Origin of the sequence: Streptomyces albiaxialis, assembly GCF_039530985.1 — a bacterium.
Taxonomy (GTDB): domain Bacteria; phylum Actinomycetota; class Actinomycetes; order Streptomycetales; family Streptomycetaceae; genus Streptomyces; species Streptomyces albiaxialis.
Window position 1 is genome coordinate 330,076 of sequence record NZ_BAAAPE010000001.1, and the last position, 16,777, is coordinate 346,852.

The window sequence follows — 16,777 nt, forward strand, 5'->3', positions numbered from 1 at the left end:
TGCGGCTGCTACGAACTGCCGACGTTACCGGACACCCGCGGGTACGCGGCCCGCGGGTGTCCGGCGGATCACAGGATTCTGGTCAGCTTGGAGCCGAAGCCCGGTTCGGTCATGGGCTCCTGGAGCGCCACCGGGACCTTGACCTGGCCCGGCCCCGCGCCCACGGTCAGCGTGCCGACCTTGTCGCCCTTGTCCCCGGTGTGCGGGACGGACTTGCCGCTGTCGGTGAGCCCGAGCTTCACCTTCAGCCCGGACCAGCCCACGGCCGTCACGTCCCTGGTCGCCACGACGGGCGTCCTGCCGCCGAGCTGGTCGTCCACGTACCCGACGACGTCGCCCTTCTTCACGACCTTCCGGGCCTGGAGCGCGTCCTGCCCGGCGTCTATCAGCTTCTTGCTCTCCCCCAGCACCGTGTCCAGGATCGAGGGCTTGTACTGCCCGAGCACCGCGCCCACGATGAGCTGCCTGGTGCCGCCGATCTCCTTCTCGGCCGCGAACAGCAGATTGCCGCCCGCCTTGGTGGTGGTGCCGGTCTTGATGCCGACGACGCCGTCGAGCGGGACCAGCTTGTTCCAGTTCGGCTGGGTCTTGCCGTTCAGGTCCTCGTACTGCGGCTGCTTCACGATCTCCCGGAAGAGCGGGATCTCCATGACCTTCTTGCCGAGCTTGACCTGGTCGGCCGCGGTGCTCTTGGTCTCGGCCTTCAGACCGCTGGGGTCGGTGTAGGTCGAGTTCTTCATGCCGAGTTCCTTGGCGGCGTCGTTCATCTTCTTGACGAACGCCTTCTCCGAACCCGCGTCCCAGCGGGCCAGCAGCCGCGCCACGTTGTTCGCGGACGCGATCATGATGGCGTTGATCGCTTCCTTCTCGGTGAGCGTCTGGCCCTTCTTGACCTCGACCGTCGACTCGTTCTGCGCGCTGAGTCCCGCGTCGTCCTCGGCCTTCTGGTCGACCGGGATCTTCGCCCCGGTCGTGCCCTTCTTCACCGGGTGGTCGCGCAGGATGACGTAGGCCGTCATGACCTTCGCGACGCTCGCGATCGGCACGGGCTTCTGCTCGCCGTACGAGCCGAGCGAGCCCAGTCCGTCGACGTGCACCACGGCCTGCCCCTCGGACGGCCACGGCATGGAGGGCTTCCCGCCCGCGAAGCCGTACGTCTTGGAGGCGGTCATCTCCAGCTCGGCCGCGGGCAGCGGGCGTACCGCCTGGGCGACCAGGAAGAGCACCACGAGCAGCAGCGCCAGCGGCGTCCAGATCTTGACCCGGCGCGTGAGCGTCCGCAGCGCCGTCTCGGGCGGCGGCGGGGTGTTCGTGAGCTGCGCGAGCAGGTCGAGCGGCTGCGGCTGCCCGCCCGTGGCGGGCTGACCGCCGTCCGGCAGCGGCTGCTGCCGGGTCCGCTCGACCTCGTCCGGCTGGGCCTGCGGCTGAGGCTGGGGCTGGGGCTGGGCCTGGGACCGAGGTTGGGGCTGCGGCTGCGCCGCCGGCTTGGCCGCCGGCTTCGCCGGGGGCTGCTGCGGCGGCGCGGGCGCCTTCCTGGGCTCGGCCCTGGCGCCCTGCTTGGGCTCCAGCTTCGGCTGCGCGGGGGTGCGCGGCGCGTCGGTGGACTTCAGCGGGACGAACTGGCTGGTCCGCTCGGCGTCCGACTCCTCCCCGCGCCGGTACGGGGCACGGGGATCGGCCTTGGCACCGGACCTGGCACCGGACTTGGGCCCGCCCGCGGGCTTGTCCCGGGGCTCGCCCTGGGGCTCGTCCGTGTCCTTGGGCCCGGTCTTGGGCCTGTCCGTGGCGGGGAGCTTGAGGACGGTGGTGTTCTCGTTGACCGAGCGCTGCTCGGCGGACTCCCCTTCGGGCCGCCCCTTCTTGTCCTCCTTGGGCTCTTCCTTCGGCTTCGTCCGGAAGGTCGCCGTGGGCTGGTCCACGGACTTGTTGCCGCGCGCCGCCTCGTCGCCCTCGGCCGGCTTCTTCCCGGCCTTCTCCTCCGGCGCGGAGGCTTTGGCCGCGCTCTTCGGCGCACCGAAGAACGCGGTGGTCAGACGCTCGGCGCGCTCGGCGGCGTCCTCGTTGTCGCCGTCGTCGCGGCGCACGACCCCGAACATGGCCGTGGGCGGATCGCCGTTGTCCCCCTTGCCCCTCTTGTCCCCCTTAGCCCCCTTGTCCGGCTTGCCGCTCTTCGAGTCGCGGACGGGAAGATCGCGGGGCGAAGGGCCGGAATCCGACCCCTCCGCCTCGTCGGCGGGCGACTCGGCGGTGCCACCTGTGGCACCCTCGTCGCCCTTGCCCACCTTGCCGCCATCATCACTTTTGCCGGATTCGCCACTCCGGCCGGATGTGCGGCCCTCATCCTTCTTGTCGCCTTCGCGCGCGACCCAGGCGGCCACGGCGGACTTGAGCCGCTCGTCGCCCTCGTCGCCACTGACGCCGCCCTCGCGGCCGTCTTCCGCTTCCGGGCCGGATTTCCCGGACTCCGCACCCCCGTCGCCCTCAGCGGGCGCCGAGGCGTCCTCCGGGGCATCCTCAGGGCCTACGTCCGCCCCCTCGGCGCTCACCGCGCTCCCCCCGGCGGCCTCGTCGCCGGACGCGTCACCGGACGTGTCGCCGGGTTCACCGGCGGACTCCGCTTCGGACTCCTCGGGGGTCGCGCCGGCCTTCGCGTCACGTTCCTTTTCGGCCGTGTTCTCGGGACGCGCAACCACGTCACCGCTCTCCGTCGTCTCCCCCGACGACCTCTCCCGCTCCACCTTGTCGGGGGACTCGCCCGCCACCGATGCCTCCTGCTGATGCTCGCCCGTCGCCATACCAGTTAACAGTGTCCTGTGCACCGCGGCCGCCACCCGGTGTGGCGACGCTCCTCAGAGTCGACCTCTGGCCTCCCCTACCGGCAGACGAGAACGACATACCTACTGGTTCCCGTCCATAACACCCGCGCACTCTCGACAGACCATTGTGAGAGGGGTCACCCTGTCATTCATCCACGCGGGGAGGCATGGATGGGCAGGAGCCGCAGAACAATTCCGGAGGAGCTTCTGTTGCTCGCCTTGGACCCGGCCACGGGCACCACGGCGCAGCCTCAGTCGCTCGACCTCGGCCTGGCCGGGGCCCAGCTAGTGGAGCTGGCTCTGGCAGGACGGATAGCCCCTGATGGGGATCGTATCGCCGTGGTGCTGCCACGGCCGACCGGAGATCCGACGCTGGACTCCGCACTGGAACTGCTGCGCAGGCGCGGCAGCCCGGTGCGCGCTGTCCACTGGATCGGCGGGCCCCGGCTGGGGCTGCGCCAAACCTATCTCACGCATCTGGAGCGCTGCGGCATGGTGCATGCCGTTTCCGGCCAGATGTGCGGGGTGTTGCCGACGACTCGCTACCAGGCGACGGAGACGGCCATCAGCCGGGAGATCAGGACCCGACTGGATTCCGCGATCCGCACCGGCGTACCGCCGGACCCGCGGACGGCGGCGCTCGCGGCGCTGGCACACGCGGTCGGCCTCGGCAAGCACCTCTATCCCGGGAACGAGGGGCGGTCGTGCCGCTCCCGGCTCCGGGATCTGATCAGGCACGACCCGATGGGCGGCCTCGTCGCGCACGCCGTGATGGACGTGCAGAACGGTGCCGCGGCGCAGCCCCGGCGGGCACAGGGCGGCGGCGGAGCACCGGGACGTCCCGCACCGGCACGTGCGGCGGCGCCACCCGCGCCGGCCCGTCACGTTCCGGATCAGGCACGGCACGCGACGGCGGGCGGCATGGCCCGCGCCGGAGTGCGCTGAGCCGAAATCGCCGGGTCCGCCGAGTACGCCGGGTCCGCCGCGTACGCGGTGCACACCGGATACGCGGTGCACACCGAGTACGCGGAACGCGCCAACAGTTCGGAACGCACCAACACGGAAAGCACGCGACGCACCACGGATTCCAGCACCACCAGCACGCGATTCCCTTGTCCGCAGGACCATTTCGGGAGCCGCTGAGACGTGCGGGGTGGCGGTCCGACCGCCGAGGACGACGGCCGGATTGCCACCCCGCGCGTGTGCTTTCTGAGTCGACTGCTGTACTCGGCTCCGCACTCTCTGTTGCCATTTGCCAGCGGTGGTGCACATGTTGGTGGCAACCTGCTGGAAGTAGTCGTACTTACGCGGAGGTGCGGTCCCGTGGCGTCGAACGTCAATCCCACAGTCCGGCGTCGCCGGCTGGGCCAGGAGTTGCGCCGCCTGCGCGAGCAGAGGGGCATGACGGCCGAGGAGGTCGCGGACCGGCTGCTGGTCTCCCAGTCGAAGATCAGCAGGCTGGAGAACGGGCGCCGCAGCATCAGCCAGCGCGACGTACGCGATCTGTGCGGGGTGTACGAGGTCGAGGACCGCCGGATAGTCGACTCCCTGATGCAAATGGCGAAGGAGTCGCGCCAGCAGGGCTGGTGGCACGCGTTCGGAGACATCCCGTACAGCGTCTACATCGGCCTGGAGACCGACGCCGCCTCGCTCCGCGTGTACGAACCGCAGGTCGTGCCCGGCCTTTTGCAGACGCCCGCGTACGCGGAGGCCGTCGTCGCCGGTGCGCTGCCCGAGGCGAGCGGCGCGGACATCGAGCGGCGTGTGCAGGTGCGCATGCGGCGCCAGGAGCGCATCCAGGAGGGGCGGCACCCGCTGCGGCTGTGGGCCGTGCTCGACGAGTCGGTGCTGCGGCGCGAGGTCGGCGGCAAGGCGACCATGGCCGAGCAGCTCGAACACCTCAACACGCTCTCGCGGCTGCCGCACATCACGCTCCAGGTCATGCCGTTCTCGATGGGGGCGCACCCCGGGGTGAACGGGCAGTACGCGATCCTGGAATTCCCCGACGCATCGGATTCGACCGTCATCTATCTGGAGGGCGTGACGAGCGACCTCTACCTGGAGAAGGCGAACGATGTGCAGAGCTACAGCGTGATGTACGAGCACTTGCGCGCACAGGCGCTGAACCCGGACCAGACCCGGGAGTTCATCGAGAAAGTGGCGAAGGAATACGCCAGAGGCTGAGTCACCCCGCACACACCGCCCCTCGCACGCCCGCTCCTTGGCGGGATCGGGAGGTTACACCCCGTCAGAGTCCGGTGTGAAGAGCTGCCTGGAATATGCCATCCGGTCGAGTGAACGACCGCTTCGTGACCCGAAATTGCCGCGTAACGTCGCTCACACGTCACGAACAACCGGAACACCGGAGCAGACATGTCGATTCAGCAGGGAACGACCCACAAGTGGACCAAGTCGAGCTACTCCACGGGTAATGGGGCATGCGTGGAGGTCAGGTCTCCCGAGACGCGCGTGGTCGCCGTGCGCGATTCCAAGGACACCGGCCTTCCGGCGCTGAGCTTCAGCCCGGACGCGTGGAGCGGCTTCGTCGCACGGGTGAGTCGCAGGTGAGCGACGACGCCTGAGTGCGTCGTCCGTAGTCACACAGAAGAGCCCTCTCGACTGGTCGCCGTCCCGGCCGAGGGGGCTCGGCCCTTCCCCCGTCCCGCTCTTCCGCGGGCCTCCCCGCTCGGCGCGTCCCGTCAGCGCAGCTCGTCCACGTACGTGTCCGTGCCCGGGATCGTCGGGACGAACGGGGCCACCAGCTCCACCCTTCCCCGCCCCGACCCCGCGACCTCCTCGCCCAGCCCCGCGAAGGTCTCCTCCCAGCACTCCCGGGGGTCCGCCTCCAGGAACCACAGCAGCGTCAGCCGGGTGTCCACGCCCTCGACCTGCTTCACGTACGTCATCCGGTCCCCCGGCAGCGGCGTCGGCCGGAAGACCGTCACCATCGCCGCGGCCGAGCCCTTCAGCCGCGCCGGGAGGTGGTCGTCCCGCAGCCACTCCAGCAGCTCCGCCCGTCGGCCCGCGTCCGCCGCGTCGATCACCTCGACGACCAGGCCCTTGTACGGGTGGTCGAGCGCGTGGAAGTCCCTCGGACCTCTGTCGCCGTCGCGGTAGAGCGTCGCCTCGTGGTCCTGGAAGCTCGTGAAGACGTGGGTGCGGTCCTGGTGGACGCGGTCGTCGCGGTTGAGGCGCTTGTTGATGGCGACGGTCCACCTCATGTGCTCGTCGTAGCGGCCCTCCGTGATCCAGTACGTGGAGATGTAGCACCCGGCGGTGACCGGCCGGGCCACGGCGGAGCCGGCCGGGTAGCGCAGGAGCTGAAGGTCGCGCGTGGCCACCCAGCGGCGTCCGGCGTAGATCCAGGGCATCGCCATGGCGCCCGCGATGTAGTGGTCGTCCTCGTACCAGCGGTTGTAGGCGCGCTCGTGGCCCGGGTGGGGCTCGACCATGGTGATCAGGGCGTGCCCCGGGCGTACGCCGTAGGGCCCGACCGCGGCGAGTTCGGCGTACGTCCCGCTCCGGGTGTCGCTCCCGTTCCGTGTCTGCTCGGACATTCCCTCTCCTCCCGTCTCCCCCTACGGTGTATCTGACTTGCCGTCAGATAGCGAGAGGCGGGACGCCATGCTGCTGGGTGACAGGACCGTGGTGGTGTCCGGGGTCGGGGCGGGCCTCGGGCACCGGGTCGCCGCCGCCTGCGTGCGCGAGGGCGCGCGGGTCGTGCTCGGGGCGCGCACGGAGGAGAACCTCGCGCGGTGCGCCGCCGAGATCGACCCCGGCGGCGGCCGTACGGCGTACCGGGCCGTGGACATCGCCGAAGAGAAGCAGTGCGAGGCCCTCGCCGCCCTGGCCGTCGAGCGGTTCGGCGGCATCGACGCGGTCGTCCATGTCGCGGCGCTGGACACGGTGATGGGCGGCCTGGAGGACGCGGACTTCGAGGAGTGGCGCCGGGTGCTCGACGTCAATCTCCTCGGCACCCTGCGGATGACGCGGGCGTGCCTGCCCGCGCTGAAGGACGCGGAGTCCGGCTCGGTCGTCATGATCGGCACGCAGTCGTCGGTGGCCGCGCCCACACAGGTGCGGCAGGCCGCCTACGCCGCGTCCAAGGGCGGCCTGGTCTCCGCGATGTACTCCCTCGCCCGCGAACTGGGCCCGTACGGCATCCGCGTCAACACCGTTCAGCCCGGCTGGATGTGGGGCCCGCCGGTACAGGGCTTCGTCGCCGCCAGTGACGACGGCGAAGCCCTGCTGGCACGGCTGAACCGCCGGATGGCTCTCCCGGAGATGGCGACGGACGGCGACGTCGCCGAGACCGCCGCCTTTTTCGCCTCGCCGCGCGCCAGGGGGGTCACGGGCCAGTGCCTGCTCGTGAACGCGGGCGAGGTCATGCGCTAGGCCACGTCCCCAGTGCCCTCGCCTCTGAGCTGGGCAGGGGCTGCCCCGTGCCGTGAATGCAGACTGCGGCTGCCGTCGTGGCTTGTCGCGCAGTTCCCCGCGCCCCTTGAGGGCACTCCTCGGAGCGCCCCGTCAGGGAGCGCCCCGTCAGGGGCGCGGGGAACTGCGCGAGCAACCGCCCACGGCCCGCAGCCTGCGGTGAACAGGCGGGGCAGCCCCTGCGCAGCGGGGGGGCGCTACGCCGGGTTCGGGGACTCCCAGGCCCGTACGAAGAGTTCCGGCACCGGGCACGAGGGGACCGCCGCCATGTGCGCCGTCGCGCGGTGCTCGGCGGTCAGCGGGAGCAGGGCCCGCCTGCCCGACTCGACGGGGAGGCGCGGCGGCTTGGTCTCCTGCCAGGGGCCGCGCAGGAAGAGCGTGCGGCCCGCGCGCGGACGTACGGTGCGGACGACGAGGCCCGTGCCGTCGAGCGCGTCGCACGCCGCCTTGAAGCGGGCGGGCTTCCAGCCCGTCCACTGCTTCACGTTCCGGTCCGTCGGATCGGGGAGCGCCAGCAGCATCAGATAGAGCGCCGCCGCGTCCTCGTCCAGGCCGTGGCGCGCGGCGCACTCCGCGACGAGGTGCGGGACCGAGCGCGTCGGGTCCTGCTCCCAGCCTCCGGGGGCCGCCGATGGGTCCGCGCGCAGATGTTCCCCGAGCACCGCGAAGCCGTCGTCCAGCAGCAGCCGCAGGTCAGCGAGCGCGGGCAGCCCGGCGGGCGTCGGCAGCCACTGGGACGGCAGGACGGAGTCGAGGTACGCGTCGAGGGCGTCCAGCAGTGGGTCGTCGGCGCCCTTCAACAGGGCCGGGTCGACGCGGAGACGGCGTATGTCGTACGTCTCGTCCTCGGTCACCGTGACCGCCTCGTGGGCCGTGAGCGCGTCGGTGGAGGGCGGGGCGCCCATCAGATAGTTGCTCTGCAGCGAGAAGAGGTGCTGCGGGCCGGGCCCTGCCGCCAGCTCCTCGCGCAGGCGGCCGATCGCGGCGCCGACGGCGGGGCGCAGCGGGTCGCCGGCCGGGGTGCGGTACGCCAGCCAGGCCGCGACGCGGGGCAGGGAGAGCAGCTCCGGCTCGCCCGCGAGGCCCGACGCGTCGGGGTCCAGACAGGCCGCGCCCGAGGCGACCCGGCCCAGCAGTCCGGTCAGCCGCAGCACGGGCCAGCCGTCCTCGCCGTGGACGTCGAAGTGCCCGCGCTCGCGGCGCAGCGGGTTCTCTCCCTCCGGGGCCCTCGTCTCCTTGGTGGCGAGGGGCACCAGCGCGTGCGGCACGGGAGGCCGGGCGCCGATCTCCTGCTGCCACCAGGCCACGGCGCGGGCGACGTCGGGCCCCGAGGTCCACAGCGTCTCCGGGTCGTCCGGCAGCAGCCGCTCCACCAGTGCGGCAGCGCGGTCCGGGGCGAGGAACTCGCGAAGGGTGTCGTACGCCCACGCCGCGTCCTTCTCGCGGATGCCCCACCCGCTCAGATCGGCGCCGCGGTGACCGGCGTTCAGCCCCGCCGTCTCGTCCTGGTGCGGGGCCGCGACGGCCCTCCCGGCGAGGACATGGGCCGCCTCGGCCGCCGAGAGGCCCGTCCCCTCGGCCAGCGCGAGCGCGTACTCGGGGCGCGCGGACGGCCTGCCGCGCTCCTCGTACAGCTCGGCGAAGCGCCGGAACCAGGCGCCGGGGCGCTGGGGCTCCAGCACGTACGCGGAGACGAGCGTGGCCCCGGCGGCGGCGAGCGGGCCGCCCTCGCAGAAGGCGCCGTCGGGCGCGTGCTCCAGAAGGATCCGCCGCCGGTCCCTTCCCGCCATCACGACGACGGCGGCCGAGGTCGCCGTGCGGAACGCGTCGCCGGAGCGGGCGGGGACCGGGGAGGAGAGCAGCTTCTTCCCGGCCCCGGGGGTCTCGGGCAGGTCGCACCGCACGACGCGCCAGCGCCCCGGGTCCCCGGCGACGAACGGATAGGTGGCGTAGGCGCGCAGCGCGTCGCTCGCGGGCCTGTGGTCGCGTGAGCCCTGGAGCACGGTGCGCAGGACGAGGGAGGCGGCGTGCGCGTGCGTCGCGCGGAAGTCGCGCGCGGGCTCGATCCGCGACGTGGGCACGGCCGGGTCGCCCTCCCAGACCGGCTCCCCGGACCCGGCCAGCTCGCGCAGCGCCTCGCACATCCGGAGAACCGGATCCCCCGGCGCGGCGGGCGCGGCCTTCTCGTCCACGGGCGTGAGGCGGTCGGCCAGGGAGGCGAGGCCCGCGCGGCAGTTGGCGGCCCTCACCAGCGCCAGGTACGCCTCCTCGGTGGCGCCCTCGTCCGGGACCAGCTCCGGCAGCTCCGCGCCGAGGACGGCGCGGTTGGTCCGCACGCGCTCGGTCACCCACTCCGGCTCCAGCTTGCCGACCACGGCCTCCACGCGCTCGCGCGGCAGCCCGGCGGGGGCACCGGGCAGCGCCGCCAGCTCGTCCATCAGCGGCGGCAGGACGTCCATGGCGGCGAAGTCGGCCGCCGCATCCGCGTCCCTGAGCACCTGGGACACCACGACGCCGACGTGCACGAAACGGCCGAGGAGCAGCACCAGTTCCCGCAGGTCCGGCCCCGCGCGGAGCCGCTCGCGCTCCCGCGCGCACCAGGCGCGCATCTCCTCGTGCCCGGCGGGGTTGTCGAACAGCTTCGGGACGGACCGCCAGCCCTTGCTCTCGTGCGGCTGATACCAGGCGTTGTCGCCGTTCCGGTGGTCGAACGTCATCTCCAGGGTGCTGCGCACCCGGGCACGCAGCTCGCGTCCGTACCGCTCGTCGGCGCGGAGGTGGGCCAGTTCGGGGCGGGCCGACGTCACATGGTTCAGATACGCCGGGCCCAGGGCCTCGGGCGGGTCGCAGACGGGCGCGCCGTGCTCCAGGAGGACGTCGACGAGGTCGAGCGCCATGGCGTCCCTCCTGTACTGGCCCTTCGCCGGGAAATCGAACTCGACCGGCACCCCGTCGGCCTTGAGGCGCGGGGCGACCAGCTCTGCCAGCTCGTACAGCTCGGCGGGCGGGCCCTTGTGCGGGTCGTGGTGGCGGGCGCAGGCCGCCAGCCAGCGCGCCGCCTCGCCGTCGGGCAGGCCCGGCTCCTCGCCGGTGAGCAGCGCGAGCGCGCCCGTACGGTCGAGCAGCTCGCGCCAGAACCCGCCGGTCGTGCCCCAGCCGTGCGGGCGGAGGCGGAGCGCGGCGCGGGCGGCCTCCGGGCCCCGTGCGCGCAGCAGCTCCATGGCGCGGCCCTTGAAGACGGACTGCCACAGCTTGTCGTCGTCGAGGGAGATGCCGTGCGCCGTGACGATCTCGTGGAGCACCCCCGCCAGCGTCTCCTCGGGGTCGAGCCGGGCGGCCTTGGCGATCTTCCGTACGTCGGTGGGGAGCTGCGGATGCACCTCGCCCGTCGCGCCCAACCGGGCGAGGACGAGCGCGCGGAACCGGTCCACGTCGTCCGGAGTCGCGGCCCCCGGCTTCCCCGTGCCGATCAGCTCGCGGACCCGCTCGCGCAGGGTGGTGGCGGAGAGGGCCTGGCCCTCGGCGTAGGTGAGATAGCGCGCGTCGAGCCAGGCCTGGTCGACCTCGCGGGCCTGGAACCGTTCGAGCTTGCGCGCCCGGCCGAACCAGGCCGCCGCGACCGCCTCGTCCTCCTTCGCGAGCGCAAGGTCCGCCATCCCGTCGAGGAGGGTGATCAGCAGCGCGGGCGCGGTCTGGTCGAGGTCCGCGAGGACCCTGTCGACGTCCTTCTTGAAGGGGAACGACAGGTCGAGGGTCTCCGCGCGCAGCTCGCGGATCTTCTCCAGGACCAGCGCCTCCAGGCCCGGGTGCGCGGCGAGCGCCCGCTCGGGGAAGGGCAGTTCGCCCGCGGCCGGATCCGGGATGCCGGTCGCGAAGAGCCCGTCGGGCTCCCAGCCGTCCTCACGCAGGAGCGTGTCGCGGTACGAGATCAGGTCCTCGGCGAGCAGTTGCGTACGGACGACGCCCAGCGGCCCGGTGTACGTACGGGCGAAGAGCGCGCCGTCCATCTCCTCGTCGGGGCGCTCGTCCGCGAGGGGCACGCCCTCGTCGTCCAGCGCGCGCCGCCACGCGGGGTCGGCCTCGGCGAGGGCGCGGGGCGCGTGCCGCCCGGCTGCCGCCCACTGCCGGGCGAGGGCGCGGCACTGGTCCTCGTGGGCCTTCAGCTCCCGGCGCACGGCGAAGAGCGCGAACCTCTCCGGGGCGCTCTTCAGCTCGCGGGGCTCCTTCTTGAGCTCGCGGCCCGAGGTGCCGTAGAAGACGATCTCCAGGTCGTCCGTCAACTCGGCGCTGTAGCCGTCCTTCTCGATACGCGTGCGCATACGGCGCCGCCCTCCCCCGTGTGGATGATCAACCGTTGCGCACAGCGTAGAGGTGCCCGCTGACAACGGAACGGCGCCCTCCGGGGGCGGGCCTCCTCAGGCCCGGGGGTAGCGCGAGAGCCAGGCCGGGGACGCCACGCCCGGGCCGTGCAGCGCGGGGCCCTGGGTCATCTCCATGGCGAAGTCGTCGGCGAGTTCGAGGATCGTCGCGCGGCCCTCCAGCTCGGCGACCCAGCCGGGCGGCAGGGCCGTCTCGCCGTGGATGGTGCCCAGGAGATTGCCGCAGATCGAGCCCGTGGAGTCGCTGTCGCCCCCGTGGTTCACGGCGAGCAGCAGCCCGTGCCGGACGTCCTCGGCGACCAGCGCGCAGTACACCCCGATGGCCAGCGACTCCTCCGCCGTCCAGCCCTCCCCGAGCGCCGCCACCCTTTCCGGCGACGGCATCCCCTGGCGGACCGCGCCGAGCGCCTGCTTGAGCGCCTCGGTCGTCTCCTCGTGCCCGGGGCGTGCGGCGAGCTGCGCGAGCGCGCGCTGTACGGCGCCGTCGAGGCCCTCGCCGCGCGCGAGGGAGTGGATGATCGAGGCGAACGCGCCCGCCGCGAGGCAGCCCGTGGGGTGCCCGTGCGTCTGCGCCGCGCACTCGACGGCGAGCTGGAAGACGAGCTGCGGCTCCCACCCCACCAGCAGCCCGAACGGCGCCGAACGCATCACCGTCCCGCACCCCTTCGACTGCGGGTTCTTCGGCTTGTCGAGCGTGCCCATACGGTCGTCGGCGAGCCCCGACAGGCAGGCGTTGCCGGGCGCTCGGCGGGCGTACAGCCATTCCTCGCGCGCGAGCCAGCCGTCCTCGTCCCGCCGCTCGTCGGGCCCCCAGTCCCGCTGGGTGGCCGCCCAGCGCAGATACGCGGCGTGCAGATCGGTCGGCGGGTGCCAGGCGCCGGTGTCCCGCCGCACGTGGGCCCGTATCAGGCCGTCGACCGTGAAGAGCGTCATCTGCGTGTCGTCGGTCACGGCTCCCCGCCGCCCGTACGCCGGAACGTAGTCCGTCACGCCCTGGTCGCCGCACTTCGCGCGGATCTGCTCCAGCGAGTCGAACTCGACGCCCGCGCCGAGCGCGTCACCGACCGCCCCGCCCAGCAGGCAGCCCCGCACCCGGCTCCGGAAATCCTGCTGCTCGGCCCGGCCCCAGATGGCGGCCGGGCCCACACCGCTCCCGGCCCCCGCACCGCTCCCGTTCCCCGCGCTCTCCGACTCGGTCACGCTCCGCCCCTCCCTCGACACGCCCCCCTTGTCCGGGCGGCACTCTAACCGAGACCGCCTCCGCCGGACAGGCGGGCCCGGCCACCGGAATCCGCCCGTCGGATCAAGAAAGAGCAGGTCAGCGAGGTGCCACCGGCAACTGCTCCCGGTAACTCCCACCCGCGGGCCTCTGCTCCAGCACCGGCGGCTACTCCAGCACAGGCAGCAGTTCCGGCAGGTGGCCGTCCGAGTCCCGTGCCGCGCGCCGTCGTTCCTCCGGGACCGGGCCGTAGGAGGTCGTGCGGGGGCGGGAGGGGCGGCCGGCGGTGTCCGCGATGGCTTCCAGGTCGCGGATCGAGCGGTACGAGCCGTAGGACGAGCCCGCCATGCGGGAGATGGTCTCCTCCATGAGCGTGCCGCCGAGGTCGTTCGCGCCGGAGCGGAGCATTTCGGCGGCGCCCTCGGTGCCGAGTTTGACCCAGCTCGTCTGGATGTTGGGGATCCAGGGGTGGAGGAGGAGCCGGGCCATGGCCGTGACCGCGCGGTTGTCGCGGGTCGTCGGGCCGGGGCGGGCGATTCCGGCGAGGTAGACCGGGGCGTTCGTGTGGATGAACGGCAGCGTGACGAACTCCGTGAAGCCGCCCGTCTCGCGCTGGATCTCCGCGAGCAGCCGCAGGTGGCCGAGCCAGTGCCGGGGCTGGTCGACGTGGCCGTACATCATCGTCGAGGACGACCGCAGGCCCACCTCGTGCGCCGTTTTGACGACCTCGACCCAGGTCGCGGTCGGCAGCTTGCCCTTCGTGAGGATCCAGCGGACCTCGTCGTCGAGGATCTCCGCGGCCGTGCCCGGGATCGAGTCGAGCCCGGACGCCTTCGCCTCGGTCAGCCACTCGCGGATCGACATGCCCGTACGGGCGGTCCCGTTGACGACCTCCATGGGCGAGAAGGCGTGGACGTGCATGCCCGGGACGCGTTCCTTCACGGCGCGCGCGATGTCGAAGTACGCCGTGCCCGGCAGGTCCGGGTGGATGCCGCCCTGCATGCACACCTCGACGGCCCCGACGTCCCACGCCTGCGCCGCGCGGTCGGCGACCTGGTCGAGCGAGAGGGTGTACGCGTCGGCGTCCGTACGGCGCTGCGCGAAGGCGCAGAAGCGGCAGCCGGTGTAGCAGACGTTGGTGAAGTTGATGTTGCGGGTGACGATGTACGTGACGTCGTCGCCGACCGCGTCGTGCCGTACGGCGTCCGCGACGCGGCACAGCGCGTCCAGCGCCGGGCCGTCCGCGTGGAGCAGGGCGAGCGCCTGGTCGTCGGTGAGCTTCGTGGGGTCGTCGGCGGCGACGGACAGGGCCTCGCGCACGTCCGCGTCGGCCCGCTCGGGGGCCATGCCGGGCGCGGCCTGCGCTGCCAGTTCGCCCCAGTCCCCGTACACCTCGTCGAAGTCCTCGCGCCGGTCGCCCGTACGGCCCTCGGTGTCGATGGTGCGGTGCAGGTCCGTGCGCCCGACCGGGACGAAGGCCTCCTCCGGCTCCTGCCAGGGCCTTCCGGTGACGGCCGCGTCCTCGCGCGCGAGGCCGGTCTCCGGGTCGGCGAGCGCGGCGACGTGCGGGCGGATCCGGGGGTCGAGCCAGGGCTCGCCGCGCCGGACGAACTCCGGGTAGACCGCGAGCCGCTCGCGCAGCGCGAAGCCAGCGGCGGCGGACCGCTCGGTCAGCTCCTCGATCTGCGGCCAGGGCCGCTCCGGGTTGACGTGGTCGATCGTCACCGGGGACACCCCGCCCCAGTCGTCGATCCCGGCGCCGATCAGCCGCCCGTACTCCCCCGCGACGAGGTTCGGCGGCGCCTGGAGGCACGCGGACGGCCCGAGGATGTGCCGCGCGACGGCGACGGTGGCGACCAGCTCGTCCAGCTCGGCGTCCGGCATCCCGCGCATCGCCGTGTCCGGCTTGGCGCGGAAGTTCTGCATGATCAGTTCCTGGATGCCGTGGTACGTACGGGAGATCCGGCGCAGCGCGAACAGCGACTCCGCGCGCTCCTCGTACGTCTCGCCGATCCCGATCAGCAGCCCGCTCGTGAACGGTACGGACGAACGCCCCGCGTCCTCCAGCGTCCGCAGCCGTACGGCAGGCTCCTTGTCCGGCGAACCGTGGTGCGGCCCGCCCGGCTCGCTCCACAGGCGCTCGGCGGTCGTCTCCAGCATCATCCCCATCGACGGCGCGACGGGCTTGAGCCGCTGGATGTCCGTCCAGGACATGGCCCCGGGGTTGAGGTGCGGCAGCAGCCCCGTCTCCTCCAGGATCCGGATGGAGATCGCCCGTACGTACGCGATCGTGTCCTCGTACCCCTCGGCCTCCAGCCACTCCCGCGCCTCGGGCCACCGCTCCTCGGGCTTGTCCCCGAGCGTGATCAGCGCCTCCTTGCAGCCCAGCGCCGCGCCCTTCCTGGCGACGTCCAGGACCTCGTCCGGCGACATGAACATCCCGTGCCCGGCACGGCGCAGCTTCCCCGGCACGGTCACGAAGGTGCAGTAGTGGCACTTGTCCCGGCAGAGCCGGGTGAGCGGGATGAACACGCTCTTCGAGTACGTGATGACGCCGGCCCGCCCCGCCGCCTCCAGCCCCGCGTCCCGCACCCGCGCGGCCGACGCGGTCAGGTCCTCCAGGTCCGCGCCCCGCGCCTGGAGCAGCACGGCCGCCTCCGCGACATCGAGCGCCACACCGTCCCGCGCCCTCTTGAGCGCCCGCCGCATCGCGTTGGCGGTCGGCCCACCGGGCCCCTGTCCCTGCTCGTTCGACGTCATCCAACGAGCGTAACGATCCCTCTCCGGGAAGCACCTACGCAGGTCAGCGAGTATGGGAATCGGGCATTCCCGCCGCGCTTCCAAGACAGCGCGCCCCCGCCGCACACCGGGCTCGACGGGTCGTCCAGCCAGACCGTGTGCGTGCCGTCCGGTGCGACGTCGAGGCCGAAGCGGGTGAAGGCCGGGCGGCCCCGGGCGTCCCACCCTCGTCCCGGGCGCAGAGCGCGGTCGGGACGGTGCCCTGTCTCGGCGGCCTCTCGCCCGCGGCGCCGTCACAGGTAGCGGGCGTAGTCGTCCAGGGCGCGCAGGACAGTCGCCTCGTCGCCGTCCGGGAGCTGGAGGATCACTTCTTCCGCGCCGAGGTCGCGGTAGTGGGCCAGCTTGCCCGGGGAGGGGACGACGAAGGCGGGGACCAGGTCGGGGGTGCCCTTGCGGCCCGCCTCCTGCCAGGCGGCCCGCAGACGGGGGGCCGTGTCCGTGAGGCCTCCGCCGCCGACGGGCATCCAGCCGTCCGCGTACGCCGCGATGTCGGCGAAGAGGCGGGGGCCCGCGCCGCCGCCGACGAGGACGCGGGGTCCTCCCGGGCGTACGGGCTTGGGGTGGGCGTGGCTCGGGCTGACGGACGCGAACCGGCCCTCGTGGCCTGTCGGTCCCTCCGACCACAGGGCGCGCATCACCGCCATCCGGTCCTTCACCAGGGCCCTGCGCGTGCGCCATTCCACGCCGTGGTCGGCGGCTTCCTCGACGTTCCAGCCGAAGCCGACGCCGAGGGTCACGCGGCCTTCGGAGAGGAGGTCGAGCGTGGCCAGCTCCTTGGCCAGGACGATGGGGTCGCGCTGGGCGACGAGGGTGACACTGGTGCCGAGGGCCAGCCGCTCGGTGACCGTGGCGGCCACGGCGAGGCCGACCAGGGGGTCGAGCGTACGGGTGTACGAGCGGGGGAGTTCGCCGCCCATGGGGGGCGGGGTCTCGCGGGAGACGGGGATGTGGGTGTGCTCGGGGAGGTAGAGGCCGCCGAACCCGCGCTGCTCCAGTTCGCGCGCGAGACGTGCCGGACGGATCGACTCATCGGTCAGCAAAATCGTCGTGGAGATGCGCATCCGGACACTGTGCCCCCGCCTGCCCGTGAACTCCATGTCTTTCGCGGGGCTTTCGCGCGTCACCCGGCG

The 16,777-nt window shown here is 72.8% G+C and carries 10 protein-coding genes; 4 read left to right on the forward strand and 6 right to left on the reverse strand.

The genetic code is table 11. The annotated features are described in order from the left end of the window. Positions 1–68: 68 nt before the first annotated feature. Positions 69–2,795, reverse strand: coding sequence for a serine hydrolase (locus tag ABD343_RS01525; protein WP_344523113.1), 2,727 nt, complete (start codon positions 2,793–2,795; stop codon positions 69–71). Positions 2,796–2,987: 192 nt separating this feature from the next. Between ABD343_RS01525 and ABD343_RS01530 the strand changes: the two genes are divergently transcribed. The 3 genes from ABD343_RS01530 to ABD343_RS01540 all read left to right on the forward strand — a co-directional run bounded on the left by ABD343_RS01530 (position 2,988) and on the right by ABD343_RS01540 (position 5,384). Then, positions 2,988–3,761, forward strand: coding sequence for a GOLPH3/VPS74 family protein (locus ABD343_RS01530; RefSeq protein ID WP_344523115.1), 774 nt, complete (start codon positions 2,988–2,990; stop codon positions 3,759–3,761). Positions 3,762–4,139: 378 nt separating this feature from the next. Further along, positions 4,140–5,000 (forward strand): helix-turn-helix domain-containing protein, encoded by an 861-nt coding sequence (locus tag ABD343_RS01535; RefSeq protein ID WP_344523117.1) that lies wholly within the window; start codon positions 4,140–4,142, stop codon positions 4,998–5,000. A gap of 189 nt (positions 5,001–5,189) precedes the next feature. After that, entirely contained in the window at positions 5,190–5,384 is a 195-nt protein-coding gene (locus tag ABD343_RS01540) for a DUF397 domain-containing protein (RefSeq protein ID WP_344523119.1), read from the forward strand. 131 nt (positions 5,385–5,515) lie between these two features. Here the strand turns inward: ABD343_RS01540 and ABD343_RS01545 are convergent, their stop codons facing one another. Further along, positions 5,516–6,373: a hypothetical protein gene (locus tag ABD343_RS01545; RefSeq protein WP_344523121.1), complete on the reverse strand. Its 858-nt coding sequence runs from the start codon at positions 6,371–6,373 to the stop codon at positions 5,516–5,518. 67 nt (positions 6,374–6,440) lie between these two features. Between ABD343_RS01545 and ABD343_RS01550 the strand changes: the two genes are divergently transcribed. After that, complete coding sequence (locus ABD343_RS01550; RefSeq protein WP_344523123.1) at positions 6,441–7,211, forward strand: SDR family oxidoreductase; 771 nt, start codon at positions 6,441–6,443, stop codon at positions 7,209–7,211. A 236-nt stretch (positions 7,212–7,447) separates the two neighbouring features. Here the strand turns inward: ABD343_RS01550 and ABD343_RS01555 are convergent, their stop codons facing one another. From ABD343_RS01555 to ABD343_RS01570, 4 genes are all read right to left on the reverse strand, one after another. Beyond that, the gene (locus ABD343_RS01555) at positions 7,448–11,569 is read right to left on the reverse strand and encodes a hypothetical protein (protein WP_344523125.1); all 4,122 of its coding nucleotides are present in this window, start codon (positions 11,567–11,569) and stop codon (positions 7,448–7,450) included. A 96-nt stretch (positions 11,570–11,665) separates the two neighbouring features. Next, on the reverse strand, positions 11,666–12,775 hold the full coding sequence (locus ABD343_RS01560) for an ADP-ribosylglycohydrolase family protein (protein ID WP_344524326.1): 1,110 nt from the start codon (positions 12,773–12,775) through the stop codon (positions 11,666–11,668). A gap of 241 nt (positions 12,776–13,016) precedes the next feature. After that, positions 13,017–15,608: a bifunctional FO biosynthesis protein CofGH gene (locus ABD343_RS01565; RefSeq protein ID WP_344523127.1), complete on the reverse strand. Its 2,592-nt coding sequence runs from the start codon at positions 15,606–15,608 to the stop codon at positions 13,017–13,019. Between the two features lie 272 nt (positions 15,609–15,880). Then, a complete protein-coding gene (locus ABD343_RS01570; protein ID WP_344523129.1) occupies positions 15,881–16,708 on the reverse strand; it encodes a TIGR03619 family F420-dependent LLM class oxidoreductase in 828 nt (275 codons plus the stop codon). Between the last annotated feature and the right edge of the window lie 69 nt (positions 16,709–16,777).

What these genes read in the sequence shown, in the direction of transcription:
- ABD343_RS01565 (WP_344523127.1), bottom strand. Translation starts at nt 15,608, where the DNA reads ATGACGTCGAACGAGCAGGGACAGGGGCCCGGTGGGCCGACCGCCAAC.
- ABD343_RS01525 (WP_344523113.1), bottom strand. Translation starts at nt 2,795, where the DNA reads ATGGCGACGGGCGAGCATCAGCAGGAGGCATCGGTGGCGGGCGAGTCC.
- ABD343_RS01540 (WP_344523119.1), top strand. Translation starts at nt 5,190, where the DNA reads ATGTCGATTCAGCAGGGAACGACCCACAAGTGGACCAAGTCGAGCTAC.
- ABD343_RS01570 (WP_344523129.1), bottom strand. Translation starts at nt 16,708, where the DNA reads ATGCGCATCTCCACGACGATTTTGCTGACCGATGAGTCGATCCGTCCG.
- ABD343_RS01545 (WP_344523121.1), bottom strand. Translation starts at nt 6,373, where the DNA reads ATGTCCGAGCAGACACGGAACGGGAGCGACACCCGGAGCGGGACGTAC.
- ABD343_RS01555 (WP_344523125.1), bottom strand. Translation starts at nt 11,569, where the DNA reads ATGCGCACGCGTATCGAGAAGGACGGCTACAGCGCCGAGTTGACGGAC.
- ABD343_RS01550 (WP_344523123.1), top strand. Translation starts at nt 6,441, where the DNA reads ATGCTGCTGGGTGACAGGACCGTGGTGGTGTCCGGGGTCGGGGCGGGC.
- ABD343_RS01530 (WP_344523115.1), top strand. Translation starts at nt 2,988, where the DNA reads ATGGGCAGGAGCCGCAGAACAATTCCGGAGGAGCTTCTGTTGCTCGCC.